The sequence below is a fragment of the Chromatium okenii genome, from assembly GCF_002958735.1.
GTDB classification, from domain to species: domain Bacteria; phylum Pseudomonadota; class Gammaproteobacteria; order Chromatiales; family Chromatiaceae; genus Chromatium; species Chromatium okenii_A.
This window is the reverse complement of record NZ_PPGH01000038.1, coordinates 105723-124693: the sequence shown is the minus strand read 5'-3', so window position 1 is coordinate 124693 and position 18971 is coordinate 105723. Positions and strand designations below refer to the sequence as shown.

General features: G+C 44.1%; 26 protein-coding genes and 3 pseudogenes. 8 read left to right on the top strand and 21 right to left on the bottom strand.

All coding sequences use genetic code 11. From position 1 onward, the window contains the following. Positions 1-4: 4 nt before the first annotated feature. Complete coding sequence (locus CXB77_RS17675) at positions 5-490, bottom strand: YchJ family protein (RefSeq protein WP_105074914.1); 486 nt, start codon at positions 488-490, stop codon at positions 5-7. Between the two features lie 140 nt (positions 491-630). Here CXB77_RS17675 and CXB77_RS17670 point away from each other — a divergent pair, with 140 nt between their 5' ends. Then, entirely contained in the window at positions 631-912 is a 282-nt protein-coding gene (locus CXB77_RS17670) for a cupin domain-containing protein (protein WP_105073025.1), read from the top strand. 82 nt (positions 913-994) lie between these two features. Next, a pseudogene (gene rpoH, locus CXB77_RS17665) lies at positions 995-1833 on the top strand (RNA polymerase sigma factor RpoH). 120 nt (positions 1834-1953) lie between these two features. On the opposite strand, the gene CXB77_RS17660 reads toward rpoH, so the two are convergent. Together CXB77_RS17660 and CXB77_RS22630 are read right to left on the bottom strand one after the other, a co-directional pair. Continuing rightward, positions 1954-4257, bottom strand: coding sequence for a choice-of-anchor Q domain-containing protein (locus tag CXB77_RS17660; protein WP_105074913.1), 2304 nt, complete (start codon positions 4255-4257; stop codon positions 1954-1956). Between the two features lie 239 nt (positions 4258-4496). After that, the gene (locus CXB77_RS22630; protein ID WP_242445846.1) at positions 4497-4661 is read right to left on the bottom strand and encodes a hypothetical protein; all 165 of its coding nucleotides are present in this window, start codon (positions 4659-4661) and stop codon (positions 4497-4499) included. Positions 4662-4749: 88 nt separating this feature from the next. On the opposite strand from CXB77_RS22630, the gene CXB77_RS17650 reads away from it, so the two are divergent. Then, on the top strand, positions 4750-4881 hold the full coding sequence (locus CXB77_RS17650; protein WP_242445845.1) for a sigma factor-like helix-turn-helix DNA-binding protein: 132 nt from the start codon (positions 4750-4752) through the stop codon (positions 4879-4881). 120 nt (positions 4882-5001) lie between these two features. On the opposite strand, the gene CXB77_RS24155 is transcribed toward CXB77_RS17650, so the two are convergent. After that, a complete protein-coding gene (locus tag CXB77_RS24155) occupies positions 5002-5910 on the bottom strand; it encodes an InlB B-repeat-containing protein (RefSeq protein ID WP_347338195.1) in 909 nt (302 codons plus the stop codon). Then, a pseudogene (locus CXB77_RS24150) lies at positions 5899-5976 on the bottom strand (hypothetical protein); the annotation flags it as partial. The gene CXB77_RS24155 and the pseudogene CXB77_RS24150, both read right to left, overlap by 12 nt. 67 nt (positions 5977-6043) lie before the next feature. Between CXB77_RS24150 and CXB77_RS17640 the strand changes: the two are divergent. After that, positions 6044-7030, top strand: a complete 987-nt coding sequence (locus CXB77_RS17640; RefSeq protein WP_105074911.1) for an IS5 family transposase — start codon at positions 6044-6046, stop codon at positions 7028-7030. Positions 7031-7143: 113 nt separating this feature from the next. Here the strand turns inward: CXB77_RS17640 and CXB77_RS17635 are convergent, their stop codons facing one another. From CXB77_RS17635 to CXB77_RS17620, 4 genes and pseudogenes are all read right to left on the bottom strand, one after another. After that, complete coding sequence (locus tag CXB77_RS17635; protein WP_105074910.1) at positions 7144-7563, bottom strand: hypothetical protein; 420 nt, start codon at positions 7561-7563, stop codon at positions 7144-7146. Positions 7564-7691: 128 nt separating this feature from the next. Further along, positions 7692-8405, bottom strand: a pseudogene (locus tag CXB77_RS17630) (IS1 family transposase). A 39-nt stretch (positions 8406-8444) separates the two neighbouring features. Further along, positions 8445-8687 carry a DUF488 domain-containing protein gene (locus CXB77_RS17625; protein WP_105074909.1) on the bottom strand — a complete coding sequence of 81 codons (243 nt, stop codon included), beginning with the start codon at positions 8685-8687 and terminating at the stop codon, positions 8445-8447. A 12-nt stretch (positions 8688-8699) separates the two neighbouring features. Continuing rightward, complete coding sequence (locus CXB77_RS17620; RefSeq protein ID WP_105074908.1) at positions 8700-9158, bottom strand: dual OB domain-containing protein; 459 nt, start codon at positions 9156-9158, stop codon at positions 8700-8702. A 26-nt stretch (positions 9159-9184) separates the two neighbouring features. Between CXB77_RS17620 and CXB77_RS17615 the strand changes: the two genes are divergently transcribed. Further along, entirely contained in the window at positions 9185-10210 is a 1026-nt protein-coding gene (locus CXB77_RS17615; RefSeq protein WP_105074907.1) for an IS630 family transposase, read from the top strand. Positions 10211-10245: 35 nt separating this feature from the next. Here CXB77_RS17615 and CXB77_RS17610 read toward each other — a convergent pair whose 3' ends face one another. Both CXB77_RS17610 and CXB77_RS17605 read right to left on the bottom strand, forming a co-directional pair. Next, positions 10246-11847, bottom strand: coding sequence for a hypothetical protein (locus CXB77_RS17610; protein ID WP_197711105.1), 1602 nt, complete (start codon positions 11845-11847; stop codon positions 10246-10248). Positions 11848-12052: 205 nt separating this feature from the next. Continuing rightward, positions 12053-12370: a CC0125/CC1285 family lipoprotein gene (locus CXB77_RS17605; protein WP_105074906.1), complete on the bottom strand. Its 318-nt coding sequence runs from the start codon at positions 12368-12370 to the stop codon at positions 12053-12055. Positions 12371-12464: 94 nt separating this feature from the next. On the opposite strand from CXB77_RS17605, the gene CXB77_RS17600 reads away from it, so the two are divergent. Further along, positions 12465-13451 (top strand): IS5 family transposase, encoded by a 987-nt coding sequence (locus tag CXB77_RS17600; RefSeq protein ID WP_105072451.1) that lies wholly within the window; start codon positions 12465-12467, stop codon positions 13449-13451. Positions 13452-13782: 331 nt separating this feature from the next. On the opposite strand, the gene CXB77_RS17595 is transcribed toward CXB77_RS17600, so the two are convergent. From CXB77_RS17595 to CXB77_RS17565, 7 genes are all read right to left on the bottom strand, one after another. After that, the gene (locus CXB77_RS17595) at positions 13783-14052 is read right to left on the bottom strand and encodes a type II toxin-antitoxin system RelE family toxin (protein ID WP_105074905.1); all 270 of its coding nucleotides are present in this window, start codon (positions 14050-14052) and stop codon (positions 13783-13785) included. Between the two features lies 1 nt (position 14053). Continuing rightward, positions 14054-14266, bottom strand: coding sequence for a hypothetical protein (locus CXB77_RS17590; protein WP_105074904.1), 213 nt, complete (start codon positions 14264-14266; stop codon positions 14054-14056). Positions 14267-14415: 149 nt separating this feature from the next. Then, positions 14416-14832 (bottom strand): type II toxin-antitoxin system VapC family toxin, encoded by a 417-nt coding sequence (locus CXB77_RS17585; protein WP_105074974.1) that lies wholly within the window; start codon positions 14830-14832, stop codon positions 14416-14418. A 5-nt stretch (positions 14833-14837) separates the two neighbouring features. Next, on the bottom strand, positions 14838-15080 hold the full coding sequence (locus tag CXB77_RS17580) for an AbrB/MazE/SpoVT family DNA-binding domain-containing protein (RefSeq protein WP_105074903.1): 243 nt from the start codon (positions 15078-15080) through the stop codon (positions 14838-14840). A 148-nt stretch (positions 15081-15228) separates the two neighbouring features. Further along, positions 15229-15663, bottom strand: coding sequence for a DUF29 domain-containing protein (locus CXB77_RS17575; RefSeq protein WP_431520763.1), 435 nt, complete (start codon positions 15661-15663; stop codon positions 15229-15231). A 236-nt stretch (positions 15664-15899) separates the two neighbouring features. Continuing rightward, positions 15900-16184: a NadS family protein gene (gene nadS, locus CXB77_RS17570; protein ID WP_105074902.1), complete on the bottom strand. Its 285-nt coding sequence runs from the start codon at positions 16182-16184 to the stop codon at positions 15900-15902. Beyond that, positions 16168-16518: a type II toxin-antitoxin system RelE/ParE family toxin gene (locus tag CXB77_RS17565; RefSeq protein ID WP_105074972.1), complete on the bottom strand. Its 351-nt coding sequence runs from the start codon at positions 16516-16518 to the stop codon at positions 16168-16170. Before CXB77_RS17565 ends, nadS begins: the two co-directional genes overlap by 17 nt. Before the next feature lie 286 nt (positions 16519-16804). Between CXB77_RS17565 and CXB77_RS17560 the strand changes: the two genes are divergently transcribed. Next, on the top strand, positions 16805-17065 hold the full coding sequence (locus CXB77_RS17560) for a type II toxin-antitoxin system RelB/DinJ family antitoxin (RefSeq protein ID WP_105074971.1): 261 nt from the start codon (positions 16805-16807) through the stop codon (positions 17063-17065). Then, entirely contained in the window at positions 17052-17306 is a 255-nt protein-coding gene (locus tag CXB77_RS17555; protein WP_105074901.1) for a type II toxin-antitoxin system RelE/ParE family toxin, read from the top strand. Before CXB77_RS17560 ends, CXB77_RS17555 begins: the two co-directional genes overlap by 14 nt. Before the next feature lie 111 nt (positions 17307-17417). On the opposite strand, the gene CXB77_RS17550 is transcribed toward CXB77_RS17555, so the two are convergent. The 3 genes from CXB77_RS17550 to CXB77_RS19405 all read right to left on the bottom strand — a co-directional run bounded on the left by CXB77_RS17550 (position 17418) and on the right by CXB77_RS19405 (position 18806). After that, positions 17418-17849 carry a pilin gene (locus tag CXB77_RS17550; protein WP_105074900.1) on the bottom strand — a complete coding sequence of 144 codons (432 nt, stop codon included), beginning with the start codon at positions 17847-17849 and terminating at the stop codon, positions 17418-17420. Positions 17850-18023: 174 nt separating this feature from the next. Beyond that, positions 18024-18443, bottom strand: a complete 420-nt coding sequence (locus CXB77_RS17545) for a pilin (protein WP_105074899.1) — start codon at positions 18441-18443, stop codon at positions 18024-18026. Positions 18444-18503: 60 nt separating this feature from the next. Further along, entirely contained in the window at positions 18504-18806 is a 303-nt protein-coding gene (locus CXB77_RS19405; RefSeq protein WP_172452737.1) for a hypothetical protein, read from the bottom strand. Positions 18807-18971 lie beyond the last annotated feature (165 nt).

Below are 18971 nucleotides of genomic sequence, written 5' to 3'. Positions count from 1 at the left end.
CGAATTAAGCCGCACCGCAACATTTTTTATATTTCTTGCCAGAACCGCAGGTGCAAGGATCATTGCGGTTGATTTTGGCAACACGCACTGGCGGCGATTTCGGATTCATCTCGCTGCTTTCATACAGCCAGATGCCGTCTTCGCGGCGGAATTGCGACAATTCATGCTGGGCATGAATTTTGCCGTGTTGTTGATAACGAAAGATAAATTCCACTTGTCCTGTTTGATCATCGACACCGCCGTCAATAACGCGCACCACTTTCAAGCCCAACCACGTGGTTTCCGCCGCAGTGCGCTCGGCATCAGCACGATTAAATTCATCACGCGCTTCGGGCGCATCTGTGCGTTCCAAATGGTCTAACTGTCCAACGGCGTAGGCGGTGTAGCGCGAACGCATTAACGCCTCTGCCGTTGGCGCAGGTGCACCAGCGAGAAAAGGGGCGCAGCATTCATCAAACTCACGACCAGAACCACAAGCACAAACCGCCATAAATCACTCCAAAGTTAACAATCGTCATTGAAAATGCAGCGGCAATTTTAGGCGTTACGCGATTGGATTGTAACGACCTGAATGTTTGCAGCATTTACGCTATCACCACTGTCAATCATCAAGATGAGAACTAATGCAATATGAATGATTTAACGATTCGCTGTGAACACAAACCCTCGCCCGCAAAACTGGAAGTGATGGGCATTGATGGCTGGCCGATGTGGAAAAAAGAACCGGCGCAGTTTGCGTGGCATTACGACCGCACTGAAACCTGTTATGTGCTGCGTGGGCGCTTCACGGTCACGCCGAATGGTGGCGAACCGGAAACCTTTGGGCGCGGCGATTTGATTACTTTTCCGGCTGGGCTGTCATGCACTTGGGACGTGCTCGAAGCCGTTGAAAAACACTATCGGTTTGATTAACTGAGAAAAAAATATCTGGCAAATGTCCTACTATATTGGTAGGATTTTAGTCAGACACAACCTCTGAGACAGGAACTGGAACATGGCTAAAGACTTTTCCCTCATGCCGACTGGCACGATTGAAGCGTATATCAACAGCGCATATCAGATTCCGATGCTGACGCCGGAAGAAGAAAAATCGCTGGCCGTTCAGGTGCGCGATCATAACGACATGCTGGCGGCGCGGCGGTTGGTCACTTCGCATTTGCGTTTTGTGATTCGGATTGCGCGGGTTATCTCGGCTATGGATTGCCGCTGCCGGATTTAATTCAAGAAGGAACAGTTGGTTTAATTAAAGCAGTACGCCGTTTCGAGCCGGATATGGGTGTGCGTTTGGTGTCATTTGCTGTGCATTGGATTCGTGCCGAGATTCACGAATACATTTTGCGCAATTGGCGCATTGTAAAAATTGCCACCACCAAAGCGCAACGCAAATTGTTTTTTAATTTGCGCAGTTCAAAAAAACGCCTCGGTTGGTTTACCAAACAGGAAGTTGATGAGGTTGCAGCAGATTTGGGTGTAAAACCAGAAACTGTATTGCAAATGGAATCGCGGTTATCAAATCAGGATTTATCTTTTGATGGATTAGAAGATGACGACGATGATGCGCCTTCAGCGCCTTCCACGTATCTTCCTGATTTGCGCATGGAGCCAGCGCGAATGCTTGAATATGAAGATAGTGAACGCGATCAACATGATCGCTTGCATTACGCATTAGAAGGTTTGGATGAACGCAGTAAAACGATTTTGCAGGAACGCTGGCTGGCGGAGAAAAAGCAGACATTGCACGAATTAGCCGATCAGTTTGGCGTGTCGGCGGAGCGTATTCGCCAGATTGAAAAAAATGCGATGAAAAAACTGCGGTTACAATTAGAAGTTTAGTCGCTTGACATTAAAAAGCCCCGCTGTTGGTATTGTGACAGCGGGGCTTTTTTCGTTTACTGCCATACGGATTATTTTATAGATCGTCAGTTAGGTTGGCGCAGTCGACCCAACTTAAGATTACTGTTTCACAGTGTAATTTTTGGTCAATTGATTATTGGTTTCATCAATTTCCTGCCTTACACACTTGCTATCAGCAAATGCGTATAGTTTTTTTGTGCCTACTGCGCCTGCTGCAAGTTCGCTAATGGTCAGAACTTTAGTATTGCCCGCTGCTACGCTGCCAATTGGAACGGCTTTGTCACCGCCAGTGCTGCACTCCGGTTTGGATGTGCGATTCGTCCACACCGACAAAGTGCCACCATCTGCGCTTTTAGTGCCTTTATTTTTGACGGTGATGTTGACGTTAAAGAGCCCATTTGCTACCGGAGAAGTAGGCGTCAAAGTAATCGCAGTGATGATGAAATCAGCAGTTGCAGCGGTGGCAGTGCTGAAAGTCGCTGTCACCGTTTTATTAGCAGTCAGCGTGAGAGTGCACTTTTTAGAATCAGTTGCACTTGCCGTGCAGCCCGTCCATTTCACAAACGTTGCGCCAGTTGCCGGAACCGCAGTGAGAGTGATGGTTTTACCGCTGGCAAATTTCGCCGCGCAGCCAGTGCCCGTGCCGCATTTAATTCCCATCGGGTTGCTGGTGACGATGCCGTCGCCCACTTTGGTGAGGGTCAAACTGTAACTCACCGGAGCGGCGGTAAACGTTGCAGTGACGGTTTGCGCTTTGCTCATCGTGACGGCGCAGGTGCCGGTTTTGTTGGTGCAGGCTCCGCTCCAGCCGCCAAAAGTGAAACCGGTCAATGGTTTAGCCGTCAGCGTGACCTCTGCGTCAATAGGAAAGGAACCGCTGCAAGTAGTTCCAGAACAGGTCACACCCGTCGGCGCACTGCTGACGCTGCCTTTACCAACAAGCGTAATTGTTAGCGGATAGGCGGTTGCTACACCGCCAGCTTCAAATGCGCCGATGTCCACGCGGTCGCCGACGATGCGCGGAAAACCCACGCCGCGTTGATCGGTGGTTAATTCGGTTGGAACAATGCTATTTCCACCCGCGTCAATGGCTGGGCTGCCGGGAATTAAAGCGTGGGTTTGGGTAAAACCGCCATTGTCCATTAAAGAACCAATAACCGTTTCTGGCTCTTCGGTGAGAATGCTATCGGTGCTCTGGATAGTCAGGTCGCTATAGCCACTTGATGCCGCATCGCTACCGCCAAAAATGGTGTTGCTGCCAAAAAGATTATTGCCCTGTGAAGTAAAGGTGCCGCTGCTTTTGTATATTTCCAGATTGGTGGGCGCGAAGTTCCCAACACTGATGGTATTACCGATTGTTAACGTTCCACCGAACCAGACACTGCCACCGGCGCCGGCATAATTCCCAGTTAGGGTGTCATTCAGCAAGGTTAAAGAAGGACTATACCCATATCTATACGCACAGATAGCGCCCCCACTACTTTCAGCATAGTTTTGTGAAAAAGTGCTGTTGTAGATAGTAGTATCTTCTTGAGTAGCAATGCCGCCGCCATTAGTACCGGAACGGTTTTGCGCAAAGAGGCTATTCGTAACCGATAATCTCCCATTGCTACAGATAGCTCCCCCAGCGTTTTTTGCTTGATTCGCAGAAAAGGCGCTTTCGTTTAGGGATAAAATGCCGCTATTGTTGATAGCACCACCGTAATCAGATTGATTACCATCAAAAACCGCACGATTGATGGTCAATTTGCCACTAGAGGTATTTAATATCGCACCACCGCCGTTCGTGGTGAGATTACCCGAAAAAGTACCATTGTTCAGTGTAGCGAGTCCGTTATTGTAAAACGCACCACCATCGTGAGTGGCAGACGAACCGGTTACAATGATGTCCGACATCGTCAATACCCCATCATTTTTAATCGCACCGCCTGAAGAATAGCCATCTGCTTTATTATTCGTGAAAGTGAGCTGTTTTAATGTCAGCGATCCTTGATTGAGAATTGCGCCACCATCGCTGGAAACTTTGCCATCTTTCAGCGTCAAGCTGCTCATCGTGGTGTTCATCGTTTTCACGTTAAAAATCCGTGACTTCTGATTACCACTAATCGTCAATACCGCTTCACCGGGGCCGTTCAGCGTCAATTTATCGGTGATTTGGATTTCACCAGTGGTGAGCGTAATCGTGCCGGTCACACTCGGATCGAATTCGATGGTGTCAGCAACGCCAAGCGTAGCATTGGCATCGAGAATGGCTTGCCGTAATGAACCGGCACCACTGTCGTTGAGATTAGTGACAGTGTAGGTTGCAGCACTCGCAGGAAAACTGAGGGTGATGCTGGCAAGCAAGGCGGCAATTCCCGCCCAGCAGGTCAGCGGATGAAAGGCATGTTTACGGTAACGCATTGGCAACTCTCCAAATGATGAAACAAGCGTGAACGAGCGGGAGTTGAAAAATACAACAATTGAAATGCAGTGTTCAACTTTTTTGCCAACCGCGCCTAACGAATGACCTTACCAAGGTCGAACAAAGGTGATTGAGTGACTAAATTTGGTGTGTCAGGTGAGCGTCGAAACAATGACGGCAATTGAACAATTGCCGTGAATAAAGATTTGAATTGTGGTTAATGCAAGTGCAGCGTGATTTAACGCTCAATTTCTGGCGGACAAATTCCCAGCGATACCATAATCAAGGCAACATCAAACAGTTGCGCTCCAACCAATAGCGGTTCTAATAGCGTAAAGGCATGAACCAATGATGGACAACGCACTTGTAATCGGCGCAGATATTCACTGCCATCACCAGCCATATAATAGCTAAATGCGCCACGCGCTGATTCAGTTTGTATAAGTTTCGCCTTTTGGCAATTTGAATTTGCGGTGTTTTGGTAGTTTGCATTGAATATCGCCAGTTGCTGGCATTTGTTGAATAACCTGCCGCCGCACGAATTGGCTGATCAATTTGGCGTGTCTGCGGAGCGTATTCGCCAGATTGAAAAGAACGCCATGAAAAACTGCGGTTACAATTAAAAGTGTAGTCGCTTGACATTAAAAAGCCCCGCTGTCGACAGCGGGGCTTTTTTCGTTTACTGCCATACGGATTATTTTATAGATCGTCAGTTGGGTTGGCGCAGTCAACTCAACCTACGATTACTGTTTCACAGTGTAATTTTTGGTCAATTGATTATTGGTTTCATCAATTTCCTGCCTTACACACTTGCTATCAGCAAATGCGTATAGTTTTTTTGTGCCTACTGCGCCTGCTGCAAGTTCGCCAATGGTCAGAACTTTGGTATTGCCCGCTGCTACGCTGCCAATGGGAACGGCTTTATCACCGCCAGTACTGCATACCGGCTTTGTAGCGCGGTTTGTCCATACCGAAAGCGTACCGCCATCTGCCGCGCTGGTGCCTTGGTTTTTCACTGTAATGTTGGCTGCAAATAATCCATTTGTCTGCGGATTGGCTGGCGTCAAAATAATACCAGTAATAATAAAATCGGCAGTTGCAGCGGGAATAGTAGTGAAAGTTGCTGTCACAGTTTTATTAGCGGTGAGAGTCAGCGTGCATTTTTTAGAATCGGTGGCGCTTGCCGTGCAGCCGTTCCATTTCACAAATGTTGCACCAGTTGCTGGAGCCGCAGTCAGTGTGATGGTTTTACCGCTGGCAAATTTTGCTGCGCAGCCAGTGCCCGTTCCGCAATTGATTCCGCCCGGAGTGCTAGTGACGGTGCCATCACCAACTTTGGTGAGCGTCAAACTGTAATTCACCGGAGCGGCGGTAAACGTTGCAGTGACGGTTTGCGCTTTGCTCATCGTGACAGCGCAGGTGCCGGTTTTGTTGGTACAGGCTCCGCTCCAACCACTAAAAGTAAATCCAGTCAATGGTTTAGCCGTCAGCGTGACCTCTGCGTCAATAGGAAAGGAACCGCTGCAAGTGGTACTGGAGCAGGTGACGCCCGTCGGATCACTGCTGACGCTGCCCTTGCCAACAAGCGTAATTGTCAATGGATACGCAGTTGGCGCTGCGCCGTCTCCAGCTTCAAATGCGCCGATATCCACTGCCGCGCCGACGATGCGCGGAAAACCCACGCCGCGTTGATCAGTAGTTAAGGAAACACTGATTAAATAGCCAGCATCGTTGCGATCTAAATGATAAAATAGGCATCAGTCGTAATGTAAATATGATACCAGCATGAAACAATTTTCTTTTGCACAATCAGAATTTTTAGCAAAAAAGAAAACGACGCGCCGTGAACGTTTTCTCAATGATATGGAAAAAATTGTTCCATGGTCAACTTTGGTTAAAGCATTGACACCTTATTACTACCCTGATAGTCAAGGTAAGCGTGGTCGTCCGCCAATAGGATTAGAGCGGATGTTAAGGACGTACTTTGTACAGCAATGGTATCACCTTGCTGATGAGGCACTGGAAGATGCAATTTATGATAGTCAATCATTACTGCAATTCATAGGTATTGATTTGAGTGTTGAAGCGGTACCAGATGCAACAACACTGTTGAAATTTCGCCATTTACTCGAACGTCATGCACTGACTACAGTGATTTTTTCTACAATCAATGCGCAGTTACGCGAGAAAGGATTGTTGTTAACTCAAGGGACAATCGTTGATGCGACCATTATCAATGCCCCTTCTTCAACAAAAAACGAAGCAAAAGAACGCGATCCAGAAATGCATTCTACTCGCAAGGGAAATCAATGGTATTTCGGAATGAAAGCACACATTGGTGTTGACGTTAGTTCTGGGTTAGTGCATACCGTGGTTGGCACGGCGGCAAATGAGCATGATGTCACTCAAGTTGAAAACATTTTACATGGTCAAGAACAAAAAGTTTTTGGTGATGCTGGCTACACTGGTGCAGATAAACGCGAAAAAGTTAAAAACAAATTTAATGAAAAAGTGGTCAGTTGGAATATCGCTGAAAAACGTTCTAAAGTTGAAAAAATGGATGATGGTTTGTTGAAGAATCTCACGCAACAGATTGAAAAAGTTAAGGCGCAAATACGCGCGCGTGTTGAACATCCATTTCACATTATTAAAAATCTATTTATGCACCGTAAGGTACGTTATAAAGGGCTTGCGAAAAACACTGCGCAACTACAAACTTTGTTTGCCCTGGCTAATCTCTTAATAGCAAAAAAGGCGCTGTTAAAAGCCTAATATAGAGTTCACAGCATAAGAGTACCTTAATTTTACCTAATAAAGAGGTTGACTATTTTGAATCACTAAGGCGAACACTATTTATTTAATACCCCCTCTATAAAAATATGCTTTTAAAAAGGCAACGTGGAGAACATTAAATAGATCAGCGGTTCCCTAACGAAACTCAGCGCGGATTTTGCGGTTGGCGATATCTCGTGACCGGAGCTAGATTCCCAACCGAAGCCAAGGAATATGCGAACCACTCTCTTTACAGCGGCTCGAAGTAGCTGTTGTATTTCTGCGTTGAGTAGAGGGCTTCCGATCCATCCAGAGAGTATGCAAACGGTGTTTTTTGCTTCAGCGAATGCGCGCATTAACACATTGAAGTGCTCAGAGCCATCGATGACTTCTAAAGATGTAGTTGAGTTAGTAAGCGCGTTTTCAAGTACCTGCGCCTGCCTATCTGAAATGTCACGCGACGTGCGGATGGACTCTACAATACGAATTAGATCATCAATTTTGGCATCCTTTGCATTTATTTCCTGTTCCATCTCAGGGGAGAGTGCCGCCCATTTCTGACCGCCACACCCCTTACAGACGAAGCCTTTATTGACCAGCCAGTCAATGATTTCGTTTTTGGGTAGTGATCCTATTTATAGGGTAGCGCTGCGAATGCTGCCTATTTTTTGGTTGATAGCGTTGCATTATAGTGATGTATGAAATACCAAATTGCTCCGATATGGTTGGTAAGTTTTTTAGAAAATGATAAAGTTTGTCTCACCAATCGAGAGATGCGCTGCCGAAACGTACAGTTCAATCGCTCAATATGATTTGTTCGTCCACTTTCTTTGCCAACAGCACGATGGCGTTTTGATGGAAATATCGTTCCATAAGCTGCCCAAAAATCGGTATAACTTACTGCGCATTGGCGATAAACAGGAGGCAAAGAGTTCCATCATCCACGTGCAGATTTTTCACTTCTATCTCCAACGTACGCGCCAACAATTTCACGTGTACGAGTATCGATCGCCAACCAAAGCCATTGGTTATTCTTGAGTTTATGTACAAATGACCACATTTCATCACACTCAATCGTGAGTCGTCCCCTGCGCTTTTTACTCACTTCAAAGTGGCGTTGAATTGATTCGTATTTTTCATTGACATAACGTTGCAACCAAGATTTTGAGATGCCAACAATTCGAGTAATAACGGCTAAAGAAACCCGCTCTAAAAGCAAGCGATCAATCAAAGATTTATTTTCATCAGAGATCGTGCTTTTAGCCGGGCTTAACACAAATTGTCGTCCGCAGTCTTTACATCGGTACATTTGCTTATTGGTAGCGTTAAAACCGTTTTTGACGAAAGATTGAGAGTGGCATTTAGGGCAGTGCATAAAATAATTCCGATTCAAGTGCGTAATGATATTTTAATTTTATCCTATCGACATTACCACTACCAGAATATCTTTCGTAGGCGTCAATTCTTCTAGATGAACATAATCCGCATCACATAGCTCTGTTAGAAAGTATTTCAAATCGTCTCGCTTAGCAAAACCAGCGAGCTGAGATACATTGTTTAACCTAACATCGATTATCCGCGATACATGATTCTTTTTAATAAGGGAGAAAAACTTGTTTGCCCCTTCCTGAGTAAAGCCAATAGTAAAAGTTTTCATAAAATGTTCCGGCTATAATATTGTGGCTACGATCTTGTAACATGAATAATTATTGCCGCCAGCCGGGTCATACTTTTCTCCTAGGCTAACGCATAGAACCCCCTGGTTGTCTGGCTCAGCAAGTTGCTTTTCAAAGTTCGGATCTGTTACAGGGAGATCGTAATTTATTCCAGCATAGCTGAATGCTGCTCGCCTTCTACCATCAACCATGCTCAGATTTAGATCAGTAACTTGCACCAAGTAAAGAGACTGGGCTATATCAATCATATTACTCTCGATTTGAGCATAACTCACCCTGTTGCCTGTTCCCCACAAGCTATCTGGCGTATCCAGATAATTTCGAATTTCATTTGTTTCAATTCGGTAACGCTGCCGCCATATTTCATGGGAAATAAGATAATTCTCCGGTTGGCTGATCAGTGGTATACCATTTTCATTTGGCTTTTTCGTTAATATGCTCGGTGCAATCAACTAACTGATGTTGTGGAATTCTACCTATGATTGACTACCACCTTCCAACAGATAAACTAAACGAGTTGCGTAATTTGCATCGGCATACCCGCAATAAACGAGAGGCTGACCGAATTAAAGCTGTCGTTCTTTTAGCCACAGGCTGGACTGCCGAACAAGTCGCCGAAGTCTTGCAAGTAGACCCTAATACTGTGCGCAATCATTTTAAGCGTTATCAGCAAGGCGGCATTGAATTACTTGTGCATATTGCTTTTCGTGGCTCAGAGTGTTTGCTTGACGATATAGAACTCGCTCTTCTCAACAACCACTTACAAGAAAACCTTTATCTGACGGCAAAAGAGATAGCTCATTGGGTTGAAAATATCTTTGAAGTGACCTATACCGAAAGCGGTATGACAGCACTGTTACATCGTCTTGGTTATGTTTATAAAAAACCGAAGTTAATTCCAGGAAAAGCTGATCCAGAAGCGCAAAAAGAATTTTTAGTTGAATACGAAAAAGCCAAAAAAAACAAAGGCGAAGAAGACCCAATATACTTTATGGATGCGGTACATCCTCAACATAATCCAGTGATCTCCAATGCTTGGATTAAGCGTGGTGATGAACAAGAAATTCGTTCTAACACTGGTCGTAAACGTATCAACATTAACGGTGCTATGAGTCTGGATAAGCTAGAACCAGTCGTGCGTTATGACGACACAATCAATTCAGAATCTACTATTGCACTATTGAAACAATTGGAGCAGTTACATCCGACCGCTGCTGTAATCTACGTCATTTGTGACAATGCTCGCTATAATCGTTCAAAAGCGGTTAGTAAGTATCTTGAAACTTCACGAATTAAACTAATGTTTCTTCCACCTTATGCGCCAAACCTTAATCTTATTGAACGACTGTGGAAATTTTTCAAAAAGAAAATTCTCTACAACCGCTATTTTGAATCATTCGATGATTTCAAGTTTGCCTGTCAATCGTTTTTTAGTAACGCAAATCAATACCATGATGAAATACTGTCGTTAAGGAGTGATAAGTTCGCTATTATCGGAGATTAAGAACCGAAAATCTGATATTAACTTGGTATAACTCCTCAAATCACCGCCAACCGTTCAATAATCGTTCCGGTTGTTTTAATCACTGCTTGATTAAAGGGTAACTGAATTTGTTGGCGCTGTCTCATGCGTTTTTCTATTAAAGGCTCTAAAACAGCACGGGCAAATTCCAGACGATCACTGCTTGCAAACATATCGCGTAACGTACCTGCCAGATCGCGCTGTTGAAATTCATCAATCACTGATTTTGCTTCTATTTCGCTTAATAAATAATCTTCAGCGAGTTGACCAAATAATTGCTCAACGATTTTAAGCATTTCTTTAGCGTCATCTGCAATCAATTGATCTAAAACCGTAGAAACAACAGCAGAAGCAGCGGTTCCAGCCGCCAGACTACCTAATAGTCCGCCGATAATGCCACCGGCAGCGGTGCCAAGCACCGGAATTGCAGAACCAATTGCCGCTCCAGCGGCAGCCCCACCCATCCAACCGCCAGTACCACCAGCAACACTCACTGCGGTGGTGGTCACATTTTTAAACAGTTGTGCTTTTGAAATCTTGCCGTTAAACATGCGCACAAAATCAACTGACGATAAAACAAAGGTGGTTACAACGCCCGTGACAATGTTACCTCTTAATAATTTGCTGACATGATTCATTGCCGCTGCGCCATAAATGTTGTTTCCAGAACGCAACCCATTAGCCAGCCATGCCGCTGTCTTTGCACCCATTTGTTTTACAACCCAATCGGTGCTCCCGCGCAAACTTTGTTCAATTCCCGTTCTACCTAATTGGGCTGTTAGCAAACTACTTACCCATGCAATTCCACCAATTTTCAAACCATCATAACAGGCTTTTTCTAAAGCAATTTCCCAATCTTCACCATTCCAGATGGCAACTGCAAAAGAAATTGCGGACGAAATACCCATCGCAGTTCCTGCCACTTTTATGCCATTCACAGCATCATAAGTGATACTTTCAATGGTACCGAAACGTGCGATATTTTTTACTTGTGCGTAAGAATAATGCCCTTTTCTAACCAGTTGTTTCGCTTGATTTGGATCACTAATGCCAGCAACCTGCCCTTTCTTGATTCGTTCCTGCATTGCTTGTACAGCCGAATCATACATATCGGACGGCACTTCAATTAGCATTGGCGAGCCATCAGCATTCCAATATCTAAATCGACCATTCTCAAATGTTTCAGCAATACATTTAGAGCCAGAACTGCAATACTTTGTTTGAATGTGTACACCATTTACTAAGCGATCAGCGCCATTTTTAGCGTTATTTCCACCAACTACTGTTGCATTCTTACCTGTCAACACATCGTGGAGATGATTTGCTTTTTCAGCAGCAAATCCATGTCCCCGGTTAGCACCTAAAATCACATTGTCGGCATAATTTTCAGCACTGCTAACAATCCCTGCGCTGATACCTGAAATATCTTTCAACAACTGTTTAGAAGCAATTGTTATCGTAAAAGCATCATGCTTGACTACGATCCTGTCGTTTATAATCAATACTTTTATCTTATTAACGTCAAAGAAAGATGCGTCCACACCTCTTTTATTAATTTCTGACAAAATAGTGTTCTGCTGGTTGTTATCTAATGCTAAAAAAACAAGTTCTTTGCCCATTTTTATTCCTGACTTATTCGTCTTTTTTTAACAAAACTATGCTGTCTGATTTTTAGTAGTGATAGCGAGGTTGGGTTGCCAAAAGCAGCAACCCAACCTACGCGGCTATGCCTTCCTTATATCCTTGTCGCATGTCATTCCGTATTTACTACCAAATGAGTTACAGATATAACTCGCATCATAAACCATCGTTCCGGGTAAGGCATCAGGCTTGACTTTGTACATTTGGACTGTATTCGTTGTTGATGGTTGCGGTTACGCCTCCAGCAAGAACATTAACACCAGTCGCTCCTGCAAACTTATCAGTAGCGGAATTGATCAGCATAAAATAGCTAAAGCCGTTCCGCAGCGTTAATTCTGCGCTTCTCAATAAAGTAAAGTCTTTTGCTTTCTTTTCATCGGTAAAACTTTTTCCTCTGAAATGGACTTCCCAAACATCTTCCGAAAGCCGAGTTTCTTTTAACCCACCAAGCAGACCAGTAGGTTGATAGGGTGTAGCGCATCCTACTAGAGAAATAGCCAAGAATAGCTTTAGGGAAACACTGATTAAATAGCCAGCATCGTTGCGATCTAAATGATAAAATAGGCATCAGTCGTAATGTAAATATGATACCAGCATGAAACAATTTTCTTTTGCACAATCAGAATTTTTAGCAAAAAAGAAAACGACGCGCCGTGAACGTTTTCTCAATGATATGGAAAAAATTGTTCCATGGTCAACTTTGGTTAAAGCATTGACACCTTATTACTACCCTGATAGTCAAGGTAAGCGTGGTCGTCCGCCAATAGGATTAGAGCGGATGTTAAGGATGTACTTTGTACAGCAATGGTATCATCTTGCTGATGAGGCACTGGAAGATGCAATTTACGATAGTCAATCATTACTGCAATTCATAGGTATTGATTTGAGTGTTGAAGCGGTACCAGATGCAACAACACTGTTGAAATTTCGCCATTTACTCGAACGTCATGCACTGACTACAGTGATTTTTTCTACAATCAATGCGCATTTACGCGAGAAAGGATTGTTGTTAAATCAAGGGACAATCGTTGATGCGACCATTATCAATGCCCCTTCTTCAACAAAAAACGAAGCAAAAGAACGCGATCCAGAAATGCATTCTACTCGCAAGGGAAATCAATGGTATTTCGGAATGAAAGCACACATTGGTGTTGACGTTAATTCTGGGTTAGTGCATACCGTGGTTGGCACGGCGGCAAATGAGCATGATGTCACTCAAGTTGAAAACATTTTACATGGTCAAGAACAAAAAGTTTTTGGTGATGCTGGCTACACTGGTGCAGATAAACGCGAAAAAGTTAAAAACAAATTTAATGAAAAAGTGGTCAGTTGGAATATCGCTGAAAAACGTTCTAAAGTTGAAAAAATGGATGATGGTTTGTTGAAAAATCTCACGCAACAGATTGAAAAAATTAAGGCGCAAATACGCGCGCGTGTTGAACATCCATTTCACATTATTAAAAATCTATTTATGCACCGTAAGGTACGTTATAAAGGGCTTGCGAAAAACACTGCGCAACTACAAACTTTGTTTGCTCTGGCTAATCTCTTAATAGCAAAAAAGGCGCTGTTAAAAGCCTAATATAGAGTTCACAGCATAAGAGTACCTTAATTTTACCTAATAAAGAGGTTGACTATTTTGAATCACTAAAGCAAAAACTATTTATTTAATATCCCCTCTATAAAAATATGCTTTTAAAAAGGCAACGTGGAGAACATTAAATAGATCAGCGGTTCCCTAATTCTCACTCAATAAAAAAGCCTTCGTTTTATGGAGGATTTAACCGGATTAAATTCGCAGTTTAAATTTAACTGATCGCTGGTCAAATTGACTGCATTATGATTAAACCCCGTTGCTGAAGGTTTTGTTTGTTGGGTCTGACCTACGCCACTATTTCACTACAGCAGAGCAATTACGGAAACAGACGATAGATGTCTTTACGATGCAAAAAGCGCACGACTTCAATGTGATTTTCAGTTTGTTTCAACCCAAGACGATAGTTACCTACACGAATACGATAGTAGCTATCATATCCTTGCAACTTTTTTACACCGTTTAATTCGGTTAATGAAGTTGCTTGTTGTAACGAAAGCAGCAAATGTGCTAACCGTTGTTTAACCACTGGCAAGTGCATAATTTTGTCGAGATCACGGTTAAAACTTTGCGTGTAAATAAGTCGCATCTCAAAATGCTGCGCCGTTTAATTTTGCCCAAATAGCAGCTTCAGCAACATATTCGCTGTTATCGCCTTCCTCAATAGCGAGACCAAATTTAAGGTCTAAAATTGCCTCGGTGACAGCTTCTTCGAGAAGCTCGCGGTGATTGATTAAGGCTGTAGTCACTGCTTCTTCAAGCAATTCACGCAATTCGTGTTTAGATAAACAAATGCTATCCATGTTCGCTCCTAACTGTTGCTCTCAAATTGGCTACATCTTGATAATGTATCAAGTTCTTGCTGTTAGTTCATCCAATGGTTACCCAACAAAAACCACCGTTGTCGAATGGTTTATTTGTTGGGTTGCAATTGGCAATCCAACCTACGCTGCTATTCGCCAGGACAAATTAACTGCAAGCTGGGGAAATAAGTGCGGTAGCGGCGCACATCGCGTGTCAGCAACGTCATGTTATCGACAACAGCATGAGCACCAATTAAAAAGTCAGGCAAAATCATTGTACGCAATCCGCCCGCTATTCGATATTGCGCATGGCAACGTGCCGCCAGAAAAGCCGCTTCGCGTGGAATGGATGTATAGTCATAATCCATAGGTGAAAGAATGTCGTTGACCGCTTCGATTGTTTCAAAAGCAAATGAAATTTCAGCAAATACGATCGGATTGATAACAAGGCGTCCGTGATGGCGTAAACCGTCACTGAGTTGTTGCGTTGACCATTCACTCCAGTGTGGATCATGCGTGATGATGTCGAGCAGTACGTTTGAATCAACCAAAATGCGTTTGCGCATGGACATTACTCACCGCGTGTTAAATCAAGAATGTCGTCGGTCGTGAGTGAAATACAGGGCTGGGCACGGCGCAATCGCTCAATAGCGCGTTCTACACGATTGGGCGGACTGAATGTTTTTTCGAGAATCACTCGCCCATCTTCAAAGCGAAATTCAACCTCCATTTCGGGTAACAATCCGGCGAGTTCTCGAATATGTTTAGGAATGGTAACTTGACCTTTATTTGTAATTCTCGTTGTGTTATTCATAATATCGCTCTCGAAAATTCAAGTGGCTATATTTTGACAATATATCAAATTCTTGCTGATGGTTCATCCGTAATGATCACCCAATAAAAACTCCATTACCGGAGGTTTTTTGTTTGTTGGGTTGCTATTGGCAACCCAACCTACGCCGCTATTCCGGCCACCACTCATCATTAAAAATATCATTTACTGACCAAGGGCAATGTTTGGAAAATTGCCCTAAACCAGTTTCTACACTGGCAGCAGCGATTGTATCGGCCCAAATCTCTTCCCACCAATCAGGATCACGCAGCATTGCTTTAAGGCTCGGTGTGCGCTTGAGACGCAAAGTGAATGCCCGCCGTTGTTCTCGAATAGTGCATTCCCAACTCGCTCCTCGCCGTTCAGGTTGATAATGCCATTTCAATAGATGCGTTAATAATACAACGAGCCGATTTGCTAATTCGCGTTGTTCACTTTTGCCCACGTCTTCAATTTCCTCGGCGAGATGCGCGATGTCTAAACAGTCAAAACGTCCGCTGCGCAGCAAATGCGCTTGTTCATTTGCCCACGCAATAATGTCGTTGTCATAAGTGTGCATTGTCATACAGCATTATTCCTCTCAATTGTCCTACACAGTAGTTTAACGCGAATTCTAATTCCCACCCAATAAAAAAAGCTCCCATTTCATCGGAGGCTTTAACCGCATTAAATCCGCAGTTCAAATTTAACTGCTCGCTGGTCAGATTAACTGCATTACGATTATTGGCGCAATAAAAACCCCCGTTGCTGGGAGTTTTTATTGTTGGGTTGCTACGCGACTAAACCATTACCTGAAAATAGTTAGTGTGCTGCGAGTTCTTGGAAATAATCCGGTTTCTTTTGAATAGTCATTAACACTTTAGCGGCCAGTCCAGATGGATTTCGCCGCTGGCTTTCCCAACTCTTGATGGTATCAATGCTGGTGCCAAGTGCGCTGGCGAATTCACTTTGTGAGACATTCAATTGGGTGCGAATGGCTTTGACATCAATCACTTCATGGCGGGTGATGTGACTGGCAGATTGACGACCTTGCTGGATTGCAATGGCTTCTTCCAGAGAGTTTTGAAGGTCATTGAATAGACTCATGGTGTGCCTCGCTGTGTAATTGTTTCGTAAGTTTTTTCAGCGCCGCTTTTTCTGCGGGTGTCAGATTTTCTTTTTGGCGTTTGGCGTAAGCTGCTATGAGGTAAATGGTCTGAGATGTTGCCAAAAAATAGATCACTCTAGCGCCACTGCTTTTGCCGCAAATACCAGTTGCCATGCGAATCTTTCTTAATCCACCAGTGCCTTTAATTAAATCGCCTTTTTCAGGCTGTTCGATGAGTTCACGCTGAAGTTGTTGAATTTCATCATCAGTAGCGATTGCTTGAATTTGATGCGTAAAAATGCTGGTTTCAATAAACTCGATGGTCTGGATCAACGCAAACCCCCCAACTGATTTTGCTCTAAAGCGTGGCTTACATAGTACACTAATTTCTACGAAATAGAAAGACGCAAATAAAAAAGCCCCCATTTCAACGGAGGCTTTAACCGCATTAAATCCGCAGTTCAAATTTAACTGATCGCTAGTCAAATTGACTGCATCACGATTGTTGGCGCAATAAAACCTTCATTACCGGTAGTTTTGCTTGCAGTGCAAAACAGTTGTTTTTTGGGTTACTATTGGCGATCCAACCTATATTGCTACGCTACCAGAGAACAAACTCATGCCAACAAATACTGTTGTTCGCGCTTGCATTGATACGGACATTAAAGAAGAAGCCAGCGCTGTGCTTGCAACGATGGGGTTGACAGTGTCAGACGCTTTGCGCATCTTATTGATTCACATCGCCCATGAAAAAGTACTGCCGTTTGAGCCGCTAATACCAAACTCCGCTACTATTTTAGCGATGAAGGAAGCGCAGAAAGACAATCTAGAATCCGTCACTCTCGACCAATTACAAGCGGTGCTGGATGCGAATCATTAAACAAACGACTCAGTTCAAGCGTGATTTGAAACGCGAGGCTAAGGGTTTACATCGCCTGGCGCTGCAAGAAGATTTTATTGCTCTCATTAAAATACTGGCTGAAGATGAGTCGCTGGCTCCGAAGTACCGCGATCATGCGCTCAATGGTCATTGGGAAGAGTATCGGGATTGCCATGTCAAACCGGATGACAACACATTGCAACTTGTGCGCCTCGGTTCTCACAGTATGCTAGGTTTATGAACATTGAGCGAGCAGCGCAAAACGATTCAATCCTGCTTGAATATCTCAATTCCCACCCAATAAAAAAGCCCCCGTTTTATTGGAGGCTTTAATTTTTTAGACCCAAATAGTTTAAATTGCTGTGCAACCAAATGGGCTATAAAAAGTCGAGATAACATTTGATTTACATTGCCAAGTTCCGTTGACAGCGCGATCATAACGAATGATCTTTCCCTTTATTTTTGGCGTTCCTTGAATAATGCAACTGATTGCAGGTTCTGCACTTCCGTCGCTATTAACCGCTGTCACGGTAACTGAACTGCAACTATTCGTTGATGCTGACAACCCAATTCCTTCCAGAGTGTAGACAGCCGCTGGTTCGCCAGAAACCACAAATAACTCGTACTTAGTAATTCCGGCGCGAATATCAGCAAGTGCTGCACTAACCTGAGTTTTACCGATGTAGTCCATATAAGCTGGAACGGCAATTGATGCCAGAATCCCAATAATTGCGACCACAATTATTAGTTCGATTAGCGTGAAGCCCTTAGATAACTGGGACATAGTGGGCGCTCCACTGTTGTTAAAAAGTGGTGGAAATGGATATTTAAGCCATTTTTTCCATAATCACTGTTATAACAAAAAACCCCGAATCCTAATTGGAAACGGGGTTTTTAATCGGATCAGGCGAGGAAAGTTGACGCTAAAACCTGCCATTCCTCCCCTATATTCCGATTATTACAGTGCAATACAACCTTTCGGGTAGAATTTTGCGTCGGCATCAGTTTTGCACGTCCACGCGCCGGCAGCATCCCGTAACAATTGAATTTTCTTACCTTTAACCACTGGGTTGCCGTCTATCGTGCATTCAATTGTTGTTACGCCAGTGAGTGCAACTGCTGCTGAAACCGCCGAGCACCGTGTCGTCTTAACCGCAAGACCCACATCGGTAGAAAGAGCAAGTGGAGCAGCCAGACCCTCGTTAATTTGAGTTTCTGCTTGCGTCTTACCGGGAGTGATGTCAGCCAGTGCGACAGTCACCTGACTCTTGGCGATATAATCCTGATAAGCTGGAACTGCAATCGCGGCCAAAATACCAATGATCGCAACCACGATCATGAGTTCAATCAGGGTAAAGCCTTGTTGATACTTTTTCATTGCCGTGCTCCAAATGTGAATGAATCAACCGAATTGAAAGCAGAAAACAAAGCGCGGTATTCAGTGAGCGGTGCGGATCGTTTCCTGATTGCCATTTTGCAGTTGCTGTGCCAAGATTTGCGCTGCGCCGCTTTTTTCCGTTAAGCCGTTTATTTTTAAGGTGATTTGATAAAACGGTGCGGAGCTGGCGCGGTGGGTGTCACACCAGAAGCGAGACATTTTTTTTGATGTCACAGGGGCCGGTGTGACATTTTCGGAAATGTCACACATGCAGCGAGACATTTTTGGGCGATCAACTACCTCGGTTTGTAAAAACCGATAGCTCATTAAAGAGCTGGGTTGAGCAGGGAAAGCGGTAGCCAATCCGCTCCGTGTGCAAAAGGTCGTCAAGACTCACCAGCGAATGCTTCCTTAGTTCGCTGCTCTGAAAGATCAGGATCATGCTGGCGAAAGGCAAAGCGCCGAAGGTTTTGATCGCTGCTGGCAACAGCAGGAGCCGTTTGCACACATTTCCGAAGGGAGCGACGT

What these genes read in the sequence shown, in the direction of transcription:
- CXB77_RS17675 (WP_105074914.1), bottom strand. Translation starts at nt 490, where the DNA reads ATGGCGGTTTGTGCTTGTGGTTCTGGTCGTGAGTTTGATGAATGCTGC.
- CXB77_RS17670 (WP_105073025.1), top strand. Translation starts at nt 631, where the DNA reads ATGAATGATTTAACGATTCGCTGTGAACACAAACCCTCGCCCGCAAAA.
- CXB77_RS17660 (WP_105074913.1), bottom strand. Translation starts at nt 4,257, where the DNA reads ATGCGTTACCGTAAACATGCCTTTCATCCGCTGACCTGCTGGGCGGGA.
- CXB77_RS22630 (WP_242445846.1), bottom strand. Translation starts at nt 4,661, where the DNA reads ATGGCTGGTGATGGCAGTGAATATCTGCGCCGATTACAAGTGCGTTGT.
- CXB77_RS17640 (WP_105074911.1), top strand. Translation starts at nt 6,044, where the DNA reads ATGAAACAATTTTCTTTTGCACAATCAGAATTTTTAGCAAAAAAGAAA.
- CXB77_RS17635 (WP_105074910.1), bottom strand. Translation starts at nt 7,563, where the DNA reads ATGGAACAGGAAATAAATGCAAAGGATGCCAAAATTGATGATCTAATT.
- CXB77_RS17625 (WP_105074909.1), bottom strand. Translation starts at nt 8,687, where the DNA reads ATGAAAACTTTTACTATTGGCTTTACTCAGGAAGGGGCAAACAAGTTT.
- CXB77_RS17615 (WP_105074907.1), top strand. Translation starts at nt 9,185, where the DNA reads ATGATTGACTACCACCTTCCAACAGATAAACTAAACGAGTTGCGTAAT.
- CXB77_RS17610 (WP_197711105.1), bottom strand. Translation starts at nt 11,847, where the DNA reads ATGGGCAAAGAACTTGTTTTTTTAGCATTAGATAACAACCAGCAGAAC.
- CXB77_RS17600 (WP_105072451.1), top strand. Translation starts at nt 12,465, where the DNA reads ATGAAACAATTTTCTTTTGCACAATCAGAATTTTTAGCAAAAAAGAAA.
- CXB77_RS17595 (WP_105074905.1), bottom strand. Translation starts at nt 14,052, where the DNA reads ATGCGACTTATTTACACGCAAAGTTTTAACCGTGATCTCGACAAAATT.
- CXB77_RS17590 (WP_105074904.1), bottom strand. Translation starts at nt 14,266, where the DNA reads ATGGATAGCATTTGTTTATCTAAACACGAATTGCGTGAATTGCTTGAA.
- CXB77_RS17585 (WP_105074974.1), bottom strand. Translation starts at nt 14,832, where the DNA reads ATGCGCAAACGCATTTTGGTTGATTCAAACGTACTGCTCGACATCATC.
- CXB77_RS17580 (WP_105074903.1), bottom strand. Translation starts at nt 15,080, where the DNA reads ATGAATAACACAACGAGAATTACAAATAAAGGTCAAGTTACCATTCCT.
- CXB77_RS17575 (WP_431520763.1), bottom strand. Translation starts at nt 15,663, where the DNA reads ATGACAATGCACACTTATGACAACGACATTATTGCGTGGGCAAATGAA.
- nadS (WP_105074902.1), bottom strand. Translation starts at nt 16,184, where the DNA reads ATGAGTCTATTCAATGACCTTCAAAACTCTCTGGAAGAAGCCATTGCA.
- CXB77_RS17560 (WP_105074971.1), top strand. Translation starts at nt 16,805, where the DNA reads ATGCCAACAAATACTGTTGTTCGCGCTTGCATTGATACGGACATTAAA.
- CXB77_RS17555 (WP_105074901.1), top strand. Translation starts at nt 17,052, where the DNA reads ATGCGAATCATTAAACAAACGACTCAGTTCAAGCGTGATTTGAAACGC.
- CXB77_RS17550 (WP_105074900.1), bottom strand. Translation starts at nt 17,849, where the DNA reads ATGTCCCAGTTATCTAAGGGCTTCACGCTAATCGAACTAATAATTGTG.
- CXB77_RS17545 (WP_105074899.1), bottom strand. Translation starts at nt 18,443, where the DNA reads ATGAAAAAGTATCAACAAGGCTTTACCCTGATTGAACTCATGATCGTG.